The sequence below is a fragment of the Sorangiineae bacterium MSr12523 genome (assembly GCA_037157775.1).
Lineage (GTDB): Bacteria > Myxococcota_A > Polyangia > Polyangiales > Polyangiaceae > Pendulispora > Pendulispora brunnea.
The window spans coordinates 5,995,630-6,016,255 of sequence record CP089982.1 but is presented as its reverse complement, the minus strand read 5'-3'; the positions used below and the strand labels follow the sequence as shown (position 1 = coordinate 6,016,255).

The 20,626-nt window shown below is 65.1% G+C and carries 19 protein-coding genes; 13 read left to right on the top strand and 6 right to left on the bottom strand.

Going from position 1 to position 20,626, the window contains the following annotated elements; genetic code table 11:
* Nucleotides 1-112: 112 nt before the first annotated feature.
* The 3 genes from LZC95_23085 to LZC95_23075 form a co-directional block, all read right to left on the bottom strand.
* Nucleotides 113-1,597 (bottom strand): hypothetical protein, encoded by a 1,485-nt coding sequence (locus LZC95_23085; protein WXA99688.1) that lies wholly within the window; start codon nucleotides 1,595-1,597, stop codon nucleotides 113-115.
* A 1,002-nt stretch (nucleotides 1,598-2,599) separates the two neighbouring features.
* Nucleotides 2,600-4,090, bottom strand: coding sequence for a hypothetical protein (locus LZC95_23080; GenBank protein WXA99687.1), 1,491 nt, complete (start codon nucleotides 4,088-4,090; stop codon nucleotides 2,600-2,602).
* A 327-nt stretch (nucleotides 4,091-4,417) separates the two neighbouring features.
* On the bottom strand, nucleotides 4,418-5,803 hold the full coding sequence (locus tag LZC95_23075) for an aldehyde dehydrogenase family protein (protein ID WXA99686.1): 1,386 nt from the start codon (nucleotides 5,801-5,803) through the stop codon (nucleotides 4,418-4,420).
* Nucleotides 5,804-5,866: 63 nt separating this feature from the next.
* Between LZC95_23075 and LZC95_23070 the strand changes: the two genes are divergently transcribed.
* The 3 genes from LZC95_23070 to LZC95_23060 all read left to right on the top strand — a co-directional run bounded on the left by LZC95_23070 (nucleotide 5,867) and on the right by LZC95_23060 (nucleotide 9,182).
* Nucleotides 5,867-6,373: a cupin domain-containing protein gene (locus LZC95_23070; GenBank protein ID WXA99685.1), complete on the top strand. Its 507-nt coding sequence runs from the start codon at nucleotides 5,867-5,869 to the stop codon at nucleotides 6,371-6,373.
* A 167-nt stretch (nucleotides 6,374-6,540) separates the two neighbouring features.
* Nucleotides 6,541-8,376 (top strand): DUF362 domain-containing protein, encoded by a 1,836-nt coding sequence (locus tag LZC95_23065; protein ID WXA99684.1) that lies wholly within the window; start codon nucleotides 6,541-6,543, stop codon nucleotides 8,374-8,376.
* Nucleotides 8,373-9,182: a hypothetical protein gene (locus LZC95_23060; protein ID WXA99683.1), complete on the top strand. Its 810-nt coding sequence runs from the start codon at nucleotides 8,373-8,375 to the stop codon at nucleotides 9,180-9,182. Before LZC95_23065 ends, LZC95_23060 begins: the two co-directional genes overlap by 4 nt.
* Nucleotides 9,183-9,194: 12 nt before the next feature.
* Here LZC95_23060 and LZC95_23055 read toward each other — a convergent pair whose 3' ends face one another.
* Nucleotides 9,195-9,848, bottom strand: coding sequence for a hypothetical protein (locus tag LZC95_23055; GenBank protein ID WXA99682.1), 654 nt, complete (start codon nucleotides 9,846-9,848; stop codon nucleotides 9,195-9,197).
* Nucleotides 9,849-9,964: 116 nt separating this feature from the next.
* On the opposite strand from LZC95_23055, the gene LZC95_23050 reads away from it, so the two are divergent.
* On the top strand, nucleotides 9,965-10,393 hold the full coding sequence (locus LZC95_23050) for a hypothetical protein (protein WXA99681.1): 429 nt from the start codon (nucleotides 9,965-9,967) through the stop codon (nucleotides 10,391-10,393).
* Here the strand turns inward: LZC95_23050 and LZC95_23045 are convergent, their stop codons facing one another.
* Nucleotides 10,394-11,188: an enoyl-CoA hydratase/isomerase family protein gene (locus LZC95_23045; protein WXA99680.1), complete on the bottom strand. Its 795-nt coding sequence runs from the start codon at nucleotides 11,186-11,188 to the stop codon at nucleotides 10,394-10,396.
* A gap of 146 nt (nucleotides 11,189-11,334) precedes the next feature.
* On the opposite strand from LZC95_23045, the gene LZC95_23040 reads away from it, so the two are divergent.
* From LZC95_23040 to LZC95_23005, 8 genes are all read left to right on the top strand, one after another.
* A complete protein-coding gene (locus tag LZC95_23040) occupies nucleotides 11,335-11,547 on the top strand; it encodes a hypothetical protein (protein WXA99679.1) in 213 nt (70 codons plus the stop codon).
* A gap of 28 nt (nucleotides 11,548-11,575) precedes the next feature.
* On the top strand, nucleotides 11,576-11,899 hold the full coding sequence (locus LZC95_23035; protein ID WXA99678.1) for a phosphopantetheine-binding protein: 324 nt from the start codon (nucleotides 11,576-11,578) through the stop codon (nucleotides 11,897-11,899).
* A gap of 10 nt (nucleotides 11,900-11,909) precedes the next feature.
* Nucleotides 11,910-14,138: a beta-ketoacyl-[acyl-carrier-protein] synthase family protein gene (locus tag LZC95_23030; GenBank protein WXA99677.1), complete on the top strand. Its 2,229-nt coding sequence runs from the start codon at nucleotides 11,910-11,912 to the stop codon at nucleotides 14,136-14,138.
* Nucleotides 14,135-14,890, top strand: a complete 756-nt coding sequence (locus LZC95_23025; GenBank protein ID WXA99676.1) for a hypothetical protein — start codon at nucleotides 14,135-14,137, stop codon at nucleotides 14,888-14,890. Before LZC95_23030 ends, LZC95_23025 begins: the two co-directional genes overlap by 4 nt.
* Nucleotides 14,891-14,919: 29 nt before the next feature.
* Nucleotides 14,920-16,839, top strand: coding sequence for a 3-oxoacyl-ACP synthase (locus LZC95_23020; protein ID WXA99675.1), 1,920 nt, complete (start codon nucleotides 14,920-14,922; stop codon nucleotides 16,837-16,839).
* A gap of 120 nt (nucleotides 16,840-16,959) precedes the next feature.
* Nucleotides 16,960-17,469, top strand: a complete 510-nt coding sequence (locus tag LZC95_23015) for a hypothetical protein (GenBank protein WXA99674.1) — start codon at nucleotides 16,960-16,962, stop codon at nucleotides 17,467-17,469.
* The gene (locus tag LZC95_23010; GenBank protein WXA99673.1) at nucleotides 17,466-18,674 is read left to right on the top strand and encodes a metallophosphoesterase; all 1,209 of its coding nucleotides are present in this window, start codon (nucleotides 17,466-17,468) and stop codon (nucleotides 18,672-18,674) included. The genes LZC95_23015 and LZC95_23010 overlap by 4 nt, the downstream gene beginning before the upstream one ends.
* A gap of 95 nt (nucleotides 18,675-18,769) precedes the next feature.
* Complete coding sequence (locus LZC95_23005; protein WXA99672.1) at nucleotides 18,770-19,231, top strand: hypothetical protein; 462 nt, start codon at nucleotides 18,770-18,772, stop codon at nucleotides 19,229-19,231.
* 45 nt (nucleotides 19,232-19,276) lie between these two features.
* Here the strand turns inward: LZC95_23005 and LZC95_23000 are convergent, their stop codons facing one another.
* Nucleotides 19,277-19,816 (bottom strand): hypothetical protein, encoded by a 540-nt coding sequence (locus LZC95_23000; GenBank protein ID WXA99671.1) that lies wholly within the window; start codon nucleotides 19,814-19,816, stop codon nucleotides 19,277-19,279.
* A 259-nt stretch (nucleotides 19,817-20,075) separates the two neighbouring features.
* On the opposite strand from LZC95_23000, the gene LZC95_22995 reads away from it, so the two are divergent.
* Nucleotides 20,076-20,534, top strand: coding sequence for a hypothetical protein (locus tag LZC95_22995; protein WXA99670.1), 459 nt, complete (start codon nucleotides 20,076-20,078; stop codon nucleotides 20,532-20,534).
* The last annotated feature ends 92 nt before the right edge of the window (nucleotides 20,535-20,626 follow it).

Genomic DNA, 20,626 nt, shown 5'->3' with positions numbered 1-20,626 from the left:
GACGTCATCGAGACGCAAGCGTGACGGATATCGAAATACAAAAAGAGGATAGAACGAATCCCAACTGGGGGATTCGTTCTTCCTCGGTGATGGATATACGGATATTTCTAGATTACTTGCCGCCGTTCGTCGGCAGCACGCCGCGGAGCGTGCCCTGGGTAATCGTGAGAAGATCCGTAATCGCCTTGGCCAGATCCGGCGTCACACCCGTGATCTTCGTCAGGTCCGGAACCTTGAGGTCGAGGGTCTTCGACAGGTCGCCGAACAGCTTGATCACGCCGGAAAGCGCCGCATCCAGGTTGCCCGACACCGAACCGCCGGCGTCGAGGTTCACGTCCGCCACCGCTTTGAGGGCTGCCTCCAGGCTGGCATCGAGCGTCCCGCTCAACTTGCCCTCCACGGTGCCGGTAGCCTCGAAGCTCGCCTTGATGACGCCGTCGATGGTCGCCTTGGCCGTGCCGGCCAGTGTCCCGAGCAGCGTGGTGACGAGACCACCCGTGCCCGACGCCGAGCCCTTGATGCTGCCCGTGATTTCACCCACGAAGTCCGCGCGGGCCTGCGCAATGCCCGCCGCGTCCACCGCGCCCGAGATGGATCCCTCGAGCTTCGCCGTCGCCTCGAGCGCCGCATTCAAGGTCGCATTGAGCGAAGCTTCCGCGCCGCCGCTCGCCTTGATGACGGCTTCGATGGCCTTCGCCGTGAGGTTCGCCTCGAGGGTGGCCGCCGCCTTGAGCGAGGCGAAAATTGCCCCTTCGAGCGACGCTTTGAGCTCCGCCGATGCATCGACTGCGGCATCCAGCGTAGCCTTGAGCGACGTCTGCAGGGACGCGTGGAACGTCAGATTCGCCGCGGCATGCGCTTGCGCAGAGAGTTCCGCCACGGCCGATCCCGAGACCGAGCCCGTTGCCTTCAGCGCCGCGTCCAAGCTCGCCGAAATTTGCGCCGCCGCTTTCGCCGCCGCATCGACCGAGCCCTTTGCCTCCAGAACCGCATTGAGCGCCTGCGCCGCGCTGGCTTCCAGCTCACCCAGCGCATTCACGTCCAAGCTCACGCCCTGGCTCGAGATGGTCAGAGCTTGCGCGTGCGACGCCACCACCGCGGCTTTGGCCACCGCGTGAATGATCGCCTGCGCATTGGCGCCCGCAGAAATCGCTGCCGAGAGCGACGCCGCGAGATCCGCACTGACGAGCGCGCGCACCTCGGCTGCGAGGCTTGCGCTGAGCGAAGCCGAGCCAGAGAGTGCACCGGAAAGAGAGCCGGAAATATCGATTAGTGTTTGTGCTTCAATCGACGACTCCGTCGAAATCGGCGCCGCGAGGACCACTTGTCCTGCTGCTTTTCCTGCCGCTTCGAGAATCGACGACCCTACGATTTTGCCGGATGCGTCGAGTGCTTGCACGATGAGCACTTTCGCGTCCAGCGGAACTTTTGCGCTGAATCCACCACTGGCGTCGAGCGTAGCGGTGACCACACTGGTCAACTCACCCGCGGCACCTAGTTTGGAAATGTTGATGGTTTTGGCTACATCCAGCGTTTTCGACCCGGCCAAACCCAGATCGACGCTTCCTGAACCATCGGCCGTTACGTGGCCATTCACGATCGAGAGAGCTGAATTTCCCGAGTTCGTGTCTTTTCCTTTATCCGAATCGTCAGACCCTGAAGAGCAACCGGCCACGGAAACTCCGAGAACCAATGCCAGCATGCTCCACGCCGAAGAAATCTTCTTCATGAGTTCGCTCCTTAATTGGGCGTTAAGTTGAATCTCAGGGGTTAAAACTGCCTATCACCAGCGATTGAACGCCGCGTCATTCCAGCGAGTGCTTGCGAATGATCTGGCGATCATGGTCCGCGCCTCGAGCGGGCCTTCGCTGATTCAATTGTCTGCGTAATGCGTAGTTATCGATTGTGGAGATTGCACGCTGCGTGCCTCGCCACTCGGCACAATCCAATCGGTAATCTGGGATTGGCGAGCAGCCGCAACGTGACATTCGGATGATCACGAATGACGGACAATTGCTGTCAGCCGTTACAAACTTTTCAATGACCAAATTATCATGTCGGCCAATGACCGACATGTACTGCTCTCGCTCGCCGCTGAATCGACGTGCACATCGCTCCGATTCTGGCGCCGCAACCTACAGCGGTACCTAGAACGGCGCTGGGATGTGCCTTCAGCATGCCGAACGACTGTCCACCCAAACTAGCTCAGTGCGGCGGAAACGCAACCGCAACAGGACGTCGAAAGTGCGAAAATATTTTTACATATCCCACCGTTGGAAGCCTGATCGCGCTGTCATGCGCGTCGCATCTTCCATCGGTGGCAATCTTCATCATCATCGGATCCAAGCTCCCGTCGTCCGTTCAAACGGAGCGAACGTTTTTTGTAACGAACAGCGCGAGCTTGGATGCCGACTTCACACGGATCATTCATGGCGTCGAACATCCGCCCAAAGGATGCTTGTACGTACATGAACGATGGAAAAACAACCGGCCGGACCTTTCGGGTGAGGCGCCCGAAGATCCGGCCGATTTTTACTGAGACAACCGGATTGGCAACTACCTAACTACATTTACTGCATCAGGGGTGCTGCTACTTCATTCACTTCGTGCCGCCACCGCCACCGCCGCCGCCACCCGGGCAAGCGAGGCTGATGTTCGCCTGGACGTCGAGGAGACCCGAGAGAGCCGCGTTGAGTTCGGCCTTCACGTCGACGTTGATGCCCTGATCGAGCTTCGCGCTGATGTCCGCGATGGCCTTGAGGGCGAGGTCCAACTTCGCCTTCACGCTCACGTCCGCCGAGAGGCAGATCTTGAGGTGGGCTTCGAGGTTCGCGTTGATGTGACCCACGATGTCGAGGACCGCCGTGAGGACGTCACCGAGGATCGGGAGGCCCTTCAACTGGGCGCGAACTTCCGCGTCGATCTTGGCGGCGAAGGAGGCCTGCGCCTCGAGAACGGCGCTGACGCTGACCTTCGCGTCGAGTTCCGCGTTGACGCTGGCAGCCGCATCGAGGACCGCCGTGATCAGGTTCTGGCTCGCGCCCTTCTTGGTCAGAACTTCGACCAAAGCCTTGGCGGCCGCGTTGATCTCGAGCTTGGCATTGGCTTTGACATCCGCCGTGAGCTTCGCGTCGACATCGAGCGAGGCCTGGATATCCGCCTTGACGGAGGCATCGAGCGCCGCGCCGAGGGCCGCATTGAGCACGAGGTTCGCGTGGGCCTTCGCATCGGCGATGACCTTGGCGTCGATCTTCAGATCCGCGTTGAGCGCCGCATCGAGCTTCGCGGCCGCGTCGAGGCTGGCCTGGAGGTTCGCCTGGATGGTCGCATCGACCTTCGCGTCGGCGTTCACGTTCGCGTCGAGCGACGCGTTGAGCGAGGCGGCGGCGTCGATCTGCGCCTTGACGAGCGCGTCGATGTCGATGTTCGCCTTGGCCTGGAGCTCACCAACGAGCGCCGCGTTCGCGATGACCGCAGCCTTGGCAACGGCGTGAGCGACGACGTCGATGTTGGCGCCCGCGTTGATGGCGGCGCAGAGCTTGGCCGACAGGTTCGCGTCGATCGCGGCGTGGAGCTGCGCGGCAACCTGCACCGCGAGGTTCGCGTCGATCTTGGCGTTGATGAGGAGGTCGAGGAGGGCCTTCGCCTCGAGCGACGTCTCCGTCGAGATCGGGGCGGCGAAGGTGATGTTGCCCGCGGCGGCGATGTCAGCCTTGGCCTCGAGGATCGAGGAGCCAATGACGTTGCCGTTCACGTCGAGCGCAGTGACAATCAGGATTTTCGCATTGAGATCAGCCGGGAGCGTGAGGGTGAATGCCCCACCCGCGTCCACCTTCGCCGTCGCAACGACCTTGAGGGCGCCGTCGACGACTGCCGAGATATTCACATTGACCGCTGCGTTGACCGTCGCCGTACCTGCGAGGCCCAACGCGATCTGGCCGTTACCGTTCGCGGTTACATGCCCCTTCACCAGCGCTGCATTGCTCGATCCGGTGTTGCCCGGCGAATCGTCGCTGGAAGAGCATCCCATCGCGAGGGACGAGCCAAGAATCAACGCCACCAACCCCAACTTCGCTGACATCTTCCTCATGGGAGGTCTCCTTGTGTAGTAATGGGCCGCACGACGCGCGGATGTTGGTTGACATACCTAACATCGTATTATCGCGGTGCGCCTATGGTGCTTCAGAATGAAGCGGTGCTTCTGAATGATTCGCACAATGCCAATTACGCGTCGTGCTGTCTAGCAGGATTCGTCGTCGGCCTTCAAACATGTGAATGGCCACCCAGCGAGACCTTCGCAAAGAAAACGACCGAAGCGCGGAAGTTTTCTCGTCGCTGCAACATTTCGATGAACGCGCGCATCGCACGCGCGCGAGCAGCGCGTGCTTACTCACGCGCTGCCCGCAGGAGAAAAACCCTAGAATTTCAGGCGAAAATGAATCGCTTTCGGCCGCGTCAGTTGATCGAAACCGAGCGCGCTCAAGCTGTGTCCGCGTCCTGATTGCTTCACACCGATCCACGGTAGCGCTGGGTCGAGAGCGTCGCACCTGTTCATGTAAACCGTCCCGAATTCAAGTTTGCGTGACAAACGTGCGGCGCGTTCGCGATCGGTCGTCCAGACGCTCGCCGTGAGGCCCAATTGCGAATCGTTCATGCGCTCCAGGGCTTCTTCGTCGGAATCCACCGCGCAAATGGGAAGAATCGGACCGAAGGATTCCGCCGTCATCAACTTCGCGGTTCGCGGAACGTCGGCGACCAACGTAGCCTGGAAAAATCGACCTTTGCCGTTAACGCGGGTAGCACGTCCACCGCGCACGATTCGTGCGCCAAGCCCGCGGGCGTCTTCGACCAGTGCTTCGAGTTCCGCGGCGTGATTTGGCTGCGCAATGGGCCCCAACGTGGTCTCGGGCGCCATCGGATCGCCGAGTACGTAGGCACTTACCAGGGCATCACACGCTTCGACGAATCGCGAATAAAGGGAGCGATGCACGTAAACGCGCTCGACGGCGCAGCAACTCTGGCCGGCATTGTAGATGGCGCCATCGACCACCGATTCCACCGTCTTTTCAAAATCGCAATCCGCGGCGACGTACGCCGGATCATTGCCGCCTAATTCGAATCCTACGTGCATGAATTTGCCAGCAGCAGCCTGAGCGATTCGATGTCCGCCATAAATGGAGCCGGTGAACACGACGTGGTCCACCCTCGGGTCTCCGACGATGCGTTCGCTCGTGGGATGATCGCAATCGAGCGCCTGCACCAGGTGAGGAGGCGCGCCCGCCGCCTCGAAGGCGCGCGCGAAATGGCCGCCCGAGAGGGGTGTGCGCGGCGAGTGCTTCACGATGACTGAATTTCCCGCGAGCACGGCGGGCACGACGACATTGACGGCGGTGAGGAGTGGATAATTCCACGCAGGTAAATCCAGCACGACCCCGAGCGGCTCTTTAACGATGCGCCGCTCGAATCCATCTTTCGGTGGCAGCACGATGTCGGAAAGCGAGCTCTCCGCAATCGAGAGCATGAATCGGGCGCGGTCCGCCATGCCGCGCAGCTCGCCTTGGGCCTGCGAGAGCGGCTTGCCCATCATGCGCGAGATGTCCTGCGGGATGGTGTCCGCCGCCTTCTCCATGGCGACGATGGCTTTCTCCGCCAGGGCTTTGCGCTCGTCGAGCGAGGTTTCCTTCCAAGCGCGCGCGGCCGCACGCGCCCGGTCCAGCGTTTCATTGACGCGCTTTTCGTCTGCAAGCGGTACCGTGCAGGCAGATTCGAGGGTGTACGGGTTGTCGACGTCGAGGGTGGTCATGGCGCGGAGCGTACGGGAAAAAATTCCAGGCGAAAACGCCGGGAACGGGAAAGGCGGCAGGCAATGAGGCACACGGCGGATTACTGGATTCGGCACTTGCAGCTCGAGCCCCACCCGGAAGGTGGCGCGTATCGTCAGACCTATCGAGCGGCGCTGACCGTACGAAAGGACGCCCTGCCCGAAGGCTTCGCCGGCGACCGCAGTGCGGCGACACAGATTTATTTTTTACTTCGTAATGGCGAATACTCTGCATTTCACCGGATTCAATCCGACGAGATCTGGCACTTCTATGCGGGCGATGCGTTGTTGGTGCACGAGATTGGCGAAGATGGAAAGCTGCACACGCACACGCTCGGCGCCGATCCGGAACGCGGTGAGTCGTTTCAGTCCGTGGTCGGCGCGCGGAGTTGGTTCAGCTCCGAGCTGAAGGAGGGCGGCGAATTCGCATTGGTGGGCTGCACCGTGGCTCCCGGCTTCGATTTTGCGGATTTCGAGATCGCCAAGAAGGACACGCTGGCGCGCGCCTTTCCCGCGCACATCGAGCTGATTTCCAGGCTGTCGCACGAGTGATCCGCACGCGCCTTTGCCTGGTTGGCCGGCTTGGCTTGCTTGCATGGTGCAGCGCGCTGGCGTCGACGGGGTGCGCGCGCTGCGGTGGGGCGTCATCGACCTCGAGCACCTCGCAGGGTTCAGATGCCTCAGGTGTTTCAAGTGCTTTCGATGCCGCGCCGGATCTCGTGTCGGCGGCGTCGGTGCACGACGACGGCGGGGGCGCGAAGGTGGCGGAGGCCGAGAAGATCGATGTGGCGCGGTGGCGTGCGCGCAACCGCGCGCGCCTGCATGCTCCGGTCCCCGTCACCGTGCTCGAAGGTGGAAGCGCCCGTGAGCTCGGGGAGCGCATCTGCCAGGCCGCCGCACCGATGCGCCCTCCGGAGACGCCGGTCTTGCTCAAGCCCAACTTGGGCGGCTTCGATTGGTTCAAGGACCCGAAAAAGAGCGGCGGCGACGACGGTCTGCGCGGGCGCATCACAGATCCGGAGTTCGTGCGCGGCGTCATTCGCTGCCTGCGCGGGCGCGGGCACACCCGCATCACCGTGGCCGAAGGGTGGGGCGCCACCCACGCGGACTGGGAGCGCCTGATCGACGTTTCTGGCTACAAGAAGATGACCGACGAAGAGCACGTGCCGCTCGTGGCCATGGACGACGATGGCGTCTTCGACGTGGAAGGCTCGCAGCCGGGAAAGGCCATCGGTCTTACCGGGATGGAGAACACCCACGTTCCCACGCTGATGGTCCCGAAGATCCTCGCCGAGCACCTCGATCACGGGCTTTTCCTCTCGCTTCCCAAGATAAAGGCCCATCGATTCGCCGTGTTTTCGATGGGCATCAAATGCATGCAGGGCACAGTGATGCTTTCGGACAAGGCGCCGGTCTTCCGGCAGAAGTGGCGCATGCACCGCGAGCTCAATCCGTGGCTCGAAGCGAAAAAGCGCGGCACGGAGACGCGGGAAGCCTACGTGTCCGCGCTGGAAACCTTCGCCGAGCGCATCACCGACGTACTCGAGATCGAGGCGCCGGACGCGGTGCTCGCGGAGGGCGCACCGGCCATGGCGGGCGATGGCTTCCAGACGCTCGTGCCGAGCCCGAAGAGCTTCGCCATCGGCGGGGAGAATCCCATTTTGGTCGATCGCGTGGGGGCGCAGCTGCTCGGCTTCTGGGACCGAGCCGATCTGGCGCGGGAGCTCGGCGGGCATCGCACGTCGCCGCTGCTGGAGGTGGCCGCGAAGAAGTTCGACGTGGACCTCGCATCGCCCGCGGTGAAGGGCGATGGCGCGGCTCTTTTCAGCGCGGCCCGAAAAGCGCCGTTCAGCGCGATGGCTGGCTTCACGCTGGCGGAGGATGCGGACGAGGCGAAGCCCGAGGCACCGGAAGGGAAGCCGGAGGCGCATGCCGTCCAGGGCACGCCGGTGATCGACGGAAAGCTCGACGATGCCATTTGGAAGCAGGCGCCGGAGGTCTCGTTCGACACGGATTACTCGGGCGCATCGACAGGGGTGGTGACGCGCGTGCGCTTCGCCTGGTCGAACGAGGCGCTGTATGCCGCTTACCGGCTCGAGTCGATGGAGCCGAACACCGACACGTCGCGCCCCATCGAGGTGGAGCGGGAAGGGCTCTACCAAGAAAACTGCGTGGAGCTTTTCCTGGCGCCCGATCCCAAGAACCCAAGGCGCTATGCGGAAATCGAATTAGGGCCTCATGGCCACTACTTCGATATTTTGACGTGGACCGAAGGCGAAAAGAAACAAACGAGAAAGTGGGATACGAAATGGTCGGGCAACCTGCGTATGGCCACCAGCCGCGATCCTGTCATTAAGAGTGCCATCATCGAAGTTGCGATTGCCGCACCGGAAATCGTCGCCGCCCTCTCGGCGGGCGCCCGTTTGCCCCTCGGGATCTTTCGCATGGAGGGCAAAGAAAAGCCGCGTCGCTATTTGGCCTTCAGCCCCGCGCGAACGAAGACTCCGAATTTCCACGTGCCGGAGGCTTTTGGCACCTTGGTGATCGATCCGTGATCCGCTGGGTACTCGGTCTTTCTGGGGCCGTGGCGGTGCTCGGCTCGGGGTGCCAGTCCCGCTCTGGACCGGTGCCGGTCGCCACGGAGGATGCCGCACCGCCACCTGCGCCCGTGACGCCACCCGCGCCCGTGACGCCACGCAAGGCCGAGCTCCTGCGCGGGCCGTACGCGCGCTTCCCAGAGGACGTGTGCCACGCCCTCGCCAAGGGGCGAAACCGGTGCGATCGCGGCCAGGGATGGTCCGACGAGCCGCCCGAGCGCCAGCGCCTCGTTGCGCCCCGCGGAGCGGTTCTCGAGGCGCGCCTTTTCCCAATGAAGATGTACCTCGCTGGACAAGGCAAGAACTGGAAAGCCTTCGGTTTGGCCATTCGCACCCGCAAGGGCTGGTTCGCCCGCGTGGACGATCCGTATCGCGACGGCGTGCCGATGGAGGAGCTCGGCGTCGATGCAAAGGTGGCCTCGCTCGGTTTGGAGGCGCTCGGCGAAGGGCAGCTTCTCGTGATCGACCACACCGAGACGGTCTCCATCGAGGGCTACACGGGCGCTCCCGGCACGGGCCAGCGCATCGAGACCGTTTCGGCGTTCAAGAAGCGCTACCTGACCCATTGCGCGGTGGGCGCCTCGGAGGTGCCGAGCTGCACGCGTTTCTTGGTGGGGTGCGGCGAGGGCGATGCCGCATGGATCGAAGCAAAGCCCTCGCGCGCGGACCGGAGCTTCGTCACGGAGTGGAAGGGCTCCGGATCCCCGAATTGCAGCCACGGCGGGACGCTCGATATCGGCCGCTTGGAGGTGGCGTTTCCCTAGCGCCTTTACCGGCTACTTGAAGCCGGTCAAGTGCACGACGTACCACTGGCCGCGCCAGGAGATCATCGAGCTGATACGCACCGCGTGCTCCTTGCCATCGCGGGAGGTCCAGAAGATCTGTGTGCCATACACGCGGTAGTACCCGATGCGGTTGTACTCCTCGTCGGGCTCCACCCAGCGTGCCTGACGCGGGACCTCGACGCGCGCGAAACGCGCATCGGGGCCGAGCTCTTTCAGGTTTTGCGCAAGGGCATGGATGTCACGCACGTAGTTGGCCACGAGGCGCCGCTTCCAATCGCGTTCGGGTGTGGCGATGGCCTTGACCTGTTGGTAGGCGGCCAAGGGGAAGAAGAAGGGCATGGCCCGATCGGGATCGTCGTTCACGATCCCGTCGAACAGCGCACGCACCCGCGCATCGAACGCCGCATCCGTGTTGGGGCGGTCGTGCGTTTGCGGAAGGCTTGGATCGTCGGACACCGCGGCATCGGGGGCAGGGGACGGAGCCGCCGCATCGCGCGGTGCGGATGCGTCCTTGTCGGTCCGCGCCCGCGGCGGTGTGGCCAACGCCATCGTCGCGATGGGCGCTGCGCTCGAGACACCCGCGGTGGGCGGATCACCTTGCCGGCATGCCACGAGGCACGCCAACGGCCCGATGAGAGTCGCCATGAAAGCAAGCTGCACGGCCCTGCCGACGCAGCCGTGGCTTAGGTGACATTTGTAACGAAGATTGACCGATGGCCGTCGCAACGATTACCTAGTGCCTCACTTTGCGGAGGACTTTCATGAAGGCTTTGGGAACTCTCGGCGCCGTCGCCATGGGCATCGTCATCATCGCTGCGTGCAAGAAGGAAGAGGACTCTCCTCAGCCGGTTGCGCCGCAAGGTCAGTACCAGCAGTATCCGCAGGGTCAATACCCGCAAGGGCAATACCCGCAAGGGCAGCAGCCGCAGGGCCAGTATCCGCAGCAGCAGTACCCGCAGCCCGCCCCCACGGGTGCAAGCCCCACGCCGACGCAGCCCTCGCAGCCGGGCCAGATGGCCGTCCCCGGGGCGCTCGCGTTTCCATGTCAGAATGACTCGGCCTGCGGCCTCGCGCGCTGCAACACGCAGTACCAGAAGTGCGCGTTCCCCTGCCAGCAGAGCGCCGTCGACTGCATCCAAGGCGCGCAGTGCAACCCGCAGACGGGCTTCTGCCTGCCCGGCGGCCAGTAATCATCGCGCTTTGAAGGAGGGCTTCCGCTTGGCAGTATAAGCGGTGAGCCCTTCTTTGGCGTCGGAGCTCGCGAAAAGCTCCGCCTGCAGCTCGCGTTCGAAGGCGAGTCCCTCGAGCAGGCTCATTTCGAGGCCGCTCTGCACGCTGCGCTTGATGCGGCCCACGGCGAACGCCGCCTTGTGCGGCGGGGTGAATTCGTGGGCGTACTCGTCGACCTTGCGGCGGAAGTCTTCGATTTTCGTGCACTCCCAGTATTTGTTGATGATGCCCAGGCGCACGCCCTCCTCGAAGGGTACGTTCTGGCCCTCGGCCATCATCTCGATGGCTTTGGAGCGGCCGATGAGGCGCGCAAGGCGCTGCGTGCCGCCCGTGCCCGGGAGCACGCCGAGGTTTACCTCGGGAAGGCCCACGAGAAAGGGGCCCGTGCGCGCCACGCGCAGATCGCAGGCGAGGGCAACTTCGAGCCCGCCGCCCACCGCGTGACCGTTGAGCGCGGCGATGACCAGCTTCGGCGTCTGCTCGAGCCTGCAGAGCGTCTCGTTGGCGTGCAGGCAGAAATAGTATTTGAAGCTCTCGTCGGCCTCGCGAAGCATGTTGATGTTCGCGCCGGCGCAAAAGTACTTCTCGCCGTGGCCGGTGAGCACGATGACGTGCACGTCGTCGTCGAAGCGCGCCTCCAAAATGGCGGCGTCGAGCTCCTTGAACATTTCATAGGTGTAGGCGTTCACCGGTGGATCGGTGAGCGTCAGGAATGCGACGCCTTTGTCGGTAGCGTAGTGGACGAGTGTGCCCATGCATGGAAGCTAACCCGTTACGCCAGCGCCACGCACGCGAGAAAATGCAACGGGAGCCGCCGTCCACGTACAAAAGATCCGGGAAAGTAGACTCCGCCGAGGGGGCCGGGGTAGCGCACCAGGGGATCACCACCTATGATCGGAATATGCACCTGGGCAAGCGCGTGGCGTTGGTGCTCGTTCCCTGGGCTCTGGCGGGCGCCTTCGTGGTCTTCACGATCGACGGCGTTGCCTTCAAACGACCCGGCGGCTCGGGAAATGAGCTAGGGCCCGGTGCGCCATCGGCTCCTGCGGAGCCCGCACCCGCGCCGAAATCGCAGGAGCGCACGATCGACCCGTCCGAAAGGGTACCGGTTTAGGAGGTCCCCGTTTCGAGGAAGACGCGCTATGCTGCGCGTCTTCATGGCAGAGTCGACTATCCGGACCCAGATTAAACAGCTTATCGTTCGCGAGCTCAACCTGGAGGGCAAAGATCCGGCAAGCATCCAGGACGAGGCGCCGCTTTTCGGGGAAGGGCTGGGGCTGGACTCGCTGGATGCCTTGCAGCTCGCCATGAGCATCGAAGAGACCTTTGGCGTGCGCATCCCGGAAGGGGACGAGGCGCGCCCCATTTTCCGCTCCGTTGCGTCGCTGGCCGAGTACATCGTGCGCTCCCAGGCCGCGCAGGACGGCGTTTCCGGTGGCGATCCCAGCGCCATCCCGGCAACCTAACGAGGATTCCGTGACCGAGCCGCTTCGGATTTCGGTGACCGGCGTCGGTCTGGTCACCTCCGTGGGCGAGACGCGGGAGACCACGTGGGCCGCGCTCCGAAGGGGCGAGCGCGGGATTTTCCCGATCGAGCTCTTCGATACGACGGGTCAGCGCGCCTCGCTCGGAGGCGCCGTGCGCGGCCTCACGTTGGAGACCGCCCCCAAAGAGTACCGCGGCGGCGCGTGGTCGCGTTCGACGTTGCTCGCGCTTCATGCGGCACGCGAGGCCATGGCGCAGGCGCGGCTCGATCCGCGGCGCCTGCGTGTCGGGCTCGTGGTCGGTGCGACCACCGGCGGCATGTTCGAGACCGAGGCGCGCCTTGCCGAGCTTCACGTGCACCCGGATTCGCAGCAGGCGCAGCTCGAGATGCTCGCGCACCCGCTGACGTCCACGGGCGATTGCCTCGACGAGGCCATCGGGCCCTTCTGGCAGATTCGCACCGTGGCCAGCGCTTGCTCCAGCGGCGCGAATGCACTTTTGGTCGCGGCCAATTGGCTTCTGTCGGGCCGGGTCGATGCCGTGGTGGCGGGTGGCACCGATGGCCTTTGCCGGCTGACGTTGAGCGGCTTCAATGCGCTGGCTGCGATCGATCCGGAACCGTGTCGCCCGTTCGATCGACGCCGCCGCGGTTTGAACTTGGGCGAGGGCTCGGGCTTTCTCGTGCTGGAACGCTCCACACGTGCGCTCGCGCGCGGGGCGGAGCCGCTGGCGGAGCTCGCGGGCTGGGCCATGGGCGCGGAAGCGCACCACATCACGAACCCCGAGCCATCGGGCGTGGCCGCGGGCCGCATCATCCGCGCGGCGATGCGCGAAGCGGGACTCGACGCGAGCCTCGTCGACTACGTCAACGCGCACGGCACCGGCACGCCGCTGAACGACGCGATGGAGACCGCGGCGTTGCGGCTTGCGCTGGGCGACGAGCTCTCTCGCATTCCGGTCTCGAGCTCCAAGGGGCAAATTGGCCATACGCTGGCCGCCGCCGGCGCCATCGAAGCGGGCATCGCCGCGTTGACGGTGCACAAGCAATCCCTCGTGCCCACGGCCGGCCTCGAGGAGCCGGATCCCGCGTGCTCGTTGGTGCACGTTCCCAGCGTGGGACGCGATGCGCGGGTGCGGGCGGTGATCACGAACTCGTTCGGCTTCGGAGGGATGGACAGCGCCCTGGTCTTCACCGAGCCGGGGCTCGTGGCCGCGCGCCATCGCCGCGGGCGCAAAGTCGTGGTGACCGGCGCCGCCGCCCTCACGCCGCGCGGCCTTCACGGGACGGCGGATTGCGGTGAGCTTTTGCAGCGCGCGGACGGGGAGGGGTCGCGCGAAGTGACGTTGGATCTCGCGGCGCACCTGGATTTGGGGCGCGCGCGCCGGCTGGATCGATCCTCGCGCATGGCCGCGCTGGTCGTCGAACGCGCGTACCAGGAATCGGGCGCGCTATCCCATGGCCCGCGCGAGGAGCTCGGCGTCATTCTGGGCAGCTCCTTCGGGACCATCTCGGCGTCGGCGGCGTTCATGCATCGCTTGTTCGAGAAGGGACCGCGGCTGGCGAGTCCCGCGGACTTTCCCAATCTGGTGCCCAGCTCTCCGGTGGGGCACGTCTCGATTTACTTGGGCCTCGGAGGCCCGGCGCTGGCCACGTCCGATCTCGCGGCCAGCGGCGAAAGCGCATGGGCGCAGGCCATCGAGCTGGTGGAGGGCGGGGAAGCCGACGTCGTGGCGGCGGGCGGCTACGAAGAGGCGAGCGACATCGTCGAGCGCAGCATCGCGATTCTGTTCGAGCGCTCCTCCGAGCGCAAATCCGCGCATCCTGCGCGCGCCGAGGGGGCGGCCGCCGTCATCCTCGAAGAGAAGGGGCATGCGAGCGCGCGCGGCGCGGAGATTCTCGCCGAGGTGGCGCAGGTGCTCACCTGGCGCGAGCACGATGCATCGCCGCTCCTGCCGCTGGAGCCCCCGCGCGGTCCTGCGCGCGCGGCGTGCGTCATCCTTCCGCGTCGCGATCGTGCACTCGAGGACATGCTCGCGCGCTCCGCATGGCAGGGCGTGCCCGTGCGCGTGTGCGAGGGCGCGTGCGGTGAGCACGATGCGCTGGGCGCCGCCGCGGTGGCGGCCGCGGTTTCGGAGTTCGCCCACCGGCGCATCGGCGATGCCCTGGTGCTCGGCGTGGCCCCAGGGCGCGGGTATGCGCTGCGTTTGGTCGCTCCGTGAGCCGGTTTTTCGCGGCGATCGCGCTCGTTGCGCTAGCGGGGTGCGCGAAAGAGCCACCGCCGCGCCTCCCCATCGTCTCGCAGGCCGATTGGACGCGTGCGCGCGAAGACTTGAAGAAGATGCGCAGCGAGGTCCCGAGCGAGCCGTACGTCGAGTTGATCCGGGTCGCCCTGCGCGAGCCGCGCACGGGCAAGATCATCGAGGGTCGCGGCGCGGTTGCCGTCGACCCGCGCCGCGCGGTGCGGCTGGTCCTTCTGGGGCCCGGCGGCCGCACGGCGCTCGACGTGTGGGTCACCCACGATGCGTGGCGCTTCGCCGTGCCCGCGCTCGATTTGATCCGCCGTGGTGAGTCGGACAAACCGGTGTACGACGTGCCCGTGGGCTTCTTCCGCTGGTGGTTCCTCGAGCCCCTCGACGGGCGGCTTCTTTCCATCGTGCTGCCGGAAAACCGCCACGACGAGCGCGTGTTCGTGCTGCGCGACGGCAACGCCACGGTGACCTTGCAGCACCTGCCGCGGCGCCATTACGTGGCCGTGCGGCGTGAGGTGTTCTCCACCGAGCCATCGCGCGACATGGAGGTCGATCGCCTGGAGTGGATCGCGCGCCGCGTGCAGCCCGGGCCGGGAGACCGTGCCGTCTACACGCAACGCAGCACGGGCCTTCAGATCGAGATCGAGGTGGAGGCCCTCTCGCAAGAAAGCCCCGATCCGGCGGCGTTCATCGATCCCGATGCGCGAGGCGTCGCACTATGAGTGGGTCCGGCGTGGCAAACGCGACAAGCGTGAGAGGCGCGGCCGTTGTGGCCTACGGTGCCATCTCGTCCCTCGGGGAGGGGCCCGAGGCATCGTGCGTCGGCGAGCCCGGCGAGCCGGCACGCACCGGCATCACCGTCGACGACGAATTGACGCGGGCCGGGTTCGCGCGCCCCCATGCCGCGCGTGCCGCGGGCGGTCCCGATGCGGGTGCCCTGCTTCGAAAGGCGCTCCTCGCGTGCGTCGCCGACTTGGATCGCGCACTGCCCGGCTGGCGCTCGCTGCGCGTGGGGCTTTCTCTCGCGACGTCGGCGGGGGGAATGCGCGGTGCGGAAAAGCTCTTCGCCACGTTGCGCGCAGGCCAGGTGCCTTCGCAACAAGAAGCCACCGACGCGACGTACTTCGCGCCCATGGTGTCCGTGTTCTCCGAGGATGCGCCGGTGCCCGTCTTGTCGCCCGCCACCCTGGTCCTCACGGCGTGTTCCGCCTCGACATTGGCCATCGGGCTCGGGCTCCGCTGGCTCGACCACGACGCGTGCGATCTGGTCCTCGCGGGCGGTTTCGACAGCGTGAGCACGTTCGTGGCCTCGGGCTTCGAAGCCTTGCGTGCCACCACCGCGCAGCTTCCGCCGCGCCCCTTTTGCGTGGGCCGCGATGGCATGGCCCTCGGTGAAGGCGCCGCATTGCTGGCCATGACCCGAATGACGCGCGCATCCTCCAACGCGCTGGCCTTCGTCTCCGGTTTCGGCGCGTCCGCCGATGCGGTTCACATCACGGCACCGGATCGCACCGGCCAAGGCCTCGCGCGCGCTGCAGCCGCCGCGCTCACGGATGCGGGCGTCGACCCCGCCGCCGTCGATCTGGTGAGCGCCCACGCCACCGCCACGCCGTTCAACGATGCGGCGGAGTGGCATGCGCTGAAGCGCGCCATCCCGGATGCCGTCCCCGTCGTTCACCCGGCCAAGGCCCAGATTGGCCACACCTTGGGCGCCGCCGGGGCGCTCGAGACCCTGACGTGCGTCGAGGCCATCCGCCGCGGCGTGTTGCCGGCGGCCGCCCACGCCGACGGCATCGAGCCCGGCTTTTCGGTGCGCCTGCTCGCGCGCGCCGAGACCGCGCCCGTCGTGACGGCCCTCAAGCTGTCGGCCGCCTTTGGCGGTGCAAACGCCTCGCTCGTCGTCACCCGCTCCGCGGTGCCGGGCCCCCAGCGCCAGCCCCGCGTCGTGCACCTCTCGCGTGCCGTTCACGTCGAGGCCATGCCCGACGTGGCCACCCTGGCCGAGCTCACGAAGCATCCGCCTGACAAACTGTCACGCGCCGATGGCCTCTGCCGGCTTGCCCTGGCGGCCGTCGCCGCGTTGCAGGCCAAGGTCGGGCCCGTGGCGGGTGCCGGCATCGTCGTGGGGCATTTTCTTGCTACCCTCGAAACGAACGCCACCTACGACGCACGTGTTCGCGAGCGCGGCGTCAGCGCGGAGCCGCGGCGCTTCCCCTACACCTCGCCCAATGCCGTCGCGGGCGAGTGTGGCGTCGTTTTCGGCCTCTCCGGCCCCGGTCTCGCTGTCTCGAGCGGCCTTCACGGCGCCGTCGAGGCCTTGGCCGCGGCCGCGGAGCTCGTGCGCGCGGGCGACGCGGATCGCATGGTCGTCGTGGCCGTGGACGAGGTGGCCGCCACCTCCCTGGCCTTGGCTGCGGCGGCAGGCTATCCGCCCCCGCAGCCGGGGGCCATTGCGCTCCTGGTGACATCCGAGCCGGCGGGTTACGCGCAGGTCGACCGCATCCAAGGCGCCTTCACCCGCGCTCCCACCGCCAACAAGGGCACCGCCAGCATGGGCCCGCCGGGCCACCTCGCCCTGCGCCCGCTCGTGTCGCCGGAGCCGCCGGCGGAGGTCCAAAGCGCTTCACCTTGGGGTTTTGCGAAGTTGACCCTGATCCAGCAGCTAGGTTAACCGGCGAGGGTCCGACTTAAAGCAAGGATCTTGATTCGAAACGCAAGTTCCCGCAGTAAGGTTAGCTTCCAGGAAGTCCCCAGGAATCTGCTGCGTCTGTCAAAGGTTTCCTCCCTCGTCATGTCCCTCATGCCATTCGCCCCGCTCCGCTCCAAAGCCTTCGCCTTTCTGCTGACCGTTGCGCCCTTGTCCATGGGTGCCCTCGGTTGCTCGAAGTCGTACATCCCCAACACCGACGTCGAGGACACCGGCGAAAACCGCAAAATCATCAAATTTTGCGAGGATTACCGCCACGCCGTCGAGGAGCGGAACGTCGGCCGCCTCCTCTCGATGGTCAGCCCGCAGTACCACGAAGATGGCGGCAACTCGGCCGGCGACGACGATCTGGATTACGACGGCTACAAAGAGTTCATGACGTCGGTGTTCCAGCAGACCACGAACATCCGCTACGAAATCCGCTATCGCCGCGTGACCATCACCGAGACCAACAAGGTTTTCGTCGACTACACCTACGCGGCGAGCTTCCGCATTCCCGGCGTCAAGGCACAGGAATGGAAGCATACCGTGGCCGACAATCGCCTGGAGCTCGTGCCCGAAGGGGAGAGCTTCAAAATCCTCGCGGGCATGTGAGCCGCTCCTCCTTCGTCCTCGCCCACGTCTCCGATCTGCACGTGTCCACCTTCGGGGACACGTTCCATGACCGGGCTCGCATCGTCAAACGCAGCGTTCACCTCGCCGATGCCGATTCGTCACGTTACGAGGAGAAGTGGTCCGAGGCCGGATGGCGCGTGCTCCATCAGCGAGGCGCCCGTCCCGCGCGCCTCGCGCTGATCGATCCCGAGGGCTACGCCCACGCGGTGCCCTCCACGCGCGAGTCCGGCGGCATCGTCGACCCGGTGGAGCGTGCCGCCGCCAAGGCATGCCGCCTGGAAGCGCGCCGCGCCAACACACTCGCCCAGGCCGTGCCGAGCGATGGGGCCTTGCGCACGTTGCAACAGGCCACGCCGAAAAACTCCAACGTGCGCCTCCTCCGCGCCGTGCGTTACGTCGAGGAGAGCGATGCCGACGCGGTGATCATCACCGGCGACATCACCGACGACGGCGACGGGTACGAGCTGGTGGAGGCTGCATTCCAGCGTTGGAAGGACAAGGGCCGGCTATTTGCCATTCCGGGCAATCACGATCTTTACCTATTTCCCCTCGCGGGCAGCGGCCGCCCCCGGCCCACGTCGGACATCAAACGCGCCGCGTGGAAGGCGTTTGCGGCGCGCATTGGCCTGCACATCGAGCCATGCGGTGCGTGGTTCAACGTGATGGCGGATGGGGAAGTGGCCTTCATCGGGCTCGATTCGTGCGCTCGCCCCCAACGTCGGTTCTTTCGCCACAACGGGGCGATCGGCCCCGAACAAATCGAATACATGCGCGGGGTCGCGGAGACTCCCGAGTGGAAGGGAGCGCGGCATCGTTTGGTCGCACTGCATCATCATGTGGTGCCACTCCCGCATGGCGTCGGACGACGCGCCCCGTCGGAAATCGGAATGCGCCTGGACGATGCACGCACGGTGGCCGAGGTTTTCAACGAAATTGGCGCAACCTTGGTGATGCATGGACATCGCCATATCAGCGAAGAGCGCCAGCCCGCCGGGGTCGACTTTCGACTTTTGGCATCACCTTCGCTCACCCTCGGATGCCGCAGCGGTGACGCACCTTCGTTTTGGCGCGTCGAAATGGGCAAAAATGTGCACGCCGAACGGGTTCGCCTACCGATCGAAGCGGTCGAGCAAGAAAACGATCCCGGCACGGACGACATGTCCGCGGGCCCGGCCGACGAGTGATGTGATCTTGCCAGCCTAGCGGAGCGGAGTAACAATCCCTTCATTGGGAGAGGGAATTCGTCTGCAAAGGCGCAGGCGCGAAAGAGAAAGGCGACATGTATCTTTCGCGCAATAGGTGGGAGTTCGGTATCGCCGTTTGGTGGGTTACCGGATTCCAAACCGACGAGGATTGGGAACAAGAATTTGCCGATATGCGCGAGTTGATGGCGCATAGTCCCAAATTGCCATTCCGCCCCGCGGTGCTGCTCTATTTGGACTGCAGCCGGCCGAATGCCATGCGGCGAAAACAACTCGCCGAAATGTCGGCGCTGCCTGCATACAATCCGTATCTGGCGATCGTCACGACGGATCCCGAATTGCGCGGCGCACAGGTGGCCATGCGCTGGGTGGGCCCGCCGCCTCAGTGCGAAAAGATGGTGTTCGAGACCACGGAGGGGGCCCTCGCATGGCTCGAGGAGAAGCGCGGCCGGCCTCTCAGTGCCCTGCGCATCATGGCCATGACGGTGGAACGCACGGCCTCGCGCATGCGCGCCAAGCCGCACGATGCGCGGCGATGAACCGCGCCCTTAGGCGCAAACATCGATTGATCTTCGACTGTCGCTCTAGCGGTCGTTGCCCGTATCGGCGGCGTCGCTGGCGTCGGCCGCGTTGCTCCCGCTGTTCGCGTCGGCTGCGTCCGTGGCGTCCCTCGCGTTGGCCGCGTCGGCCGCATCGCCTGCGTCTCCTGCGTCTCCCGCATCCGGGCGCCGGTCGGGCGGGGCAATCCAACTGCAGGCAGGGCTTTGCTCGGGGTGGGCCACGATATTGCAGTCGCCACCCTTGATGGCCTCGATGCACGTTTCCACGGCGGCGTTGTCCGGTGCGTTGTTCATGAGCCCGTGGAGGCAGGCATCGTGGTACCAGAGGATGCAGCCCTCGACTTTGTCACCGTCGGAATCTCCATTGTGGGGAGGGACGTCGAGGTCGATGTTGCCGCACGCCGCGGCGGCGCGGCAGCGCGCTTCCTCGATGCTGCGGCACGTTTCGATGCCGGTGGGATCGGTCCCGCACGCGCTGACGACGACGCCCGCCACCCCGATCGCTCCCACGAGAAGAGTGGCCCCAACGATGGCGGCGCCCAACGGGATTCCACGGAAGATCATGCTCTTCCGTCTACTATGCCGGGCCCTTCGCCCGCAAAGATTCCATATTTCGGTGCGGATGGAGACTTCGAATGTCCACGGATTCTCGCAAGAAAGGACCGATTTTCGTCGAGCTCGGCCACGTTCTCCTCTAAAGCGCAGGTGCTCCCAATGGCTTGCCCTAACGACCCCTCAATCTGCCGCCATGCGCCATGGCGTGCCGGACCGTTTTGTTGTGCGAACACCGGTTCGCCCGTAACCTGACTGGACCAGAGAGCGTATGTATCTTTCGCGTGCAGACTGGGACTTGGGGGTAGCCGTCTGGTGGTCCTGGGGCGTCGTGAGCGACGACGATTGGGAGCTTGCGTTCAATGACATGCGGCAGGTCGCCATCCATGGCCCGCGGCTTCCGGTGCGCATTGCCGTGCTTTTGTACTTGGACACGGATCGTCCCGATGCCATCCGCCGCAAGCAGCTCGCCGAGCTGGCCGACGACCCGAACTACAACCCGTACATCGCGTGCGTCACGCGCGATCCGCAGTTGCGCGGCGTGCAGCTCGCCATGCGTTGGGCCGGTGTTCATCCGATTTACGAGAAGAACCTGTTCGATACGGTGGAGCAGGGGCTCGCGTGGCTCGAGCAGAAACGCGGCACCGCGCTACCGGCGCTGCGGCTCATGACCACCAACGTGCGCCGCATGGCGACCCACGGCCCCAGCAGCGCGCGCAAGCGCGGATAGACCGCGGAAACTGCGGAAGCCGGGGCAGGGGACTTGTCGGGTCCATATTACGGACTAATATTATCCGTAATATATTCGCTCGAAAGGAACCT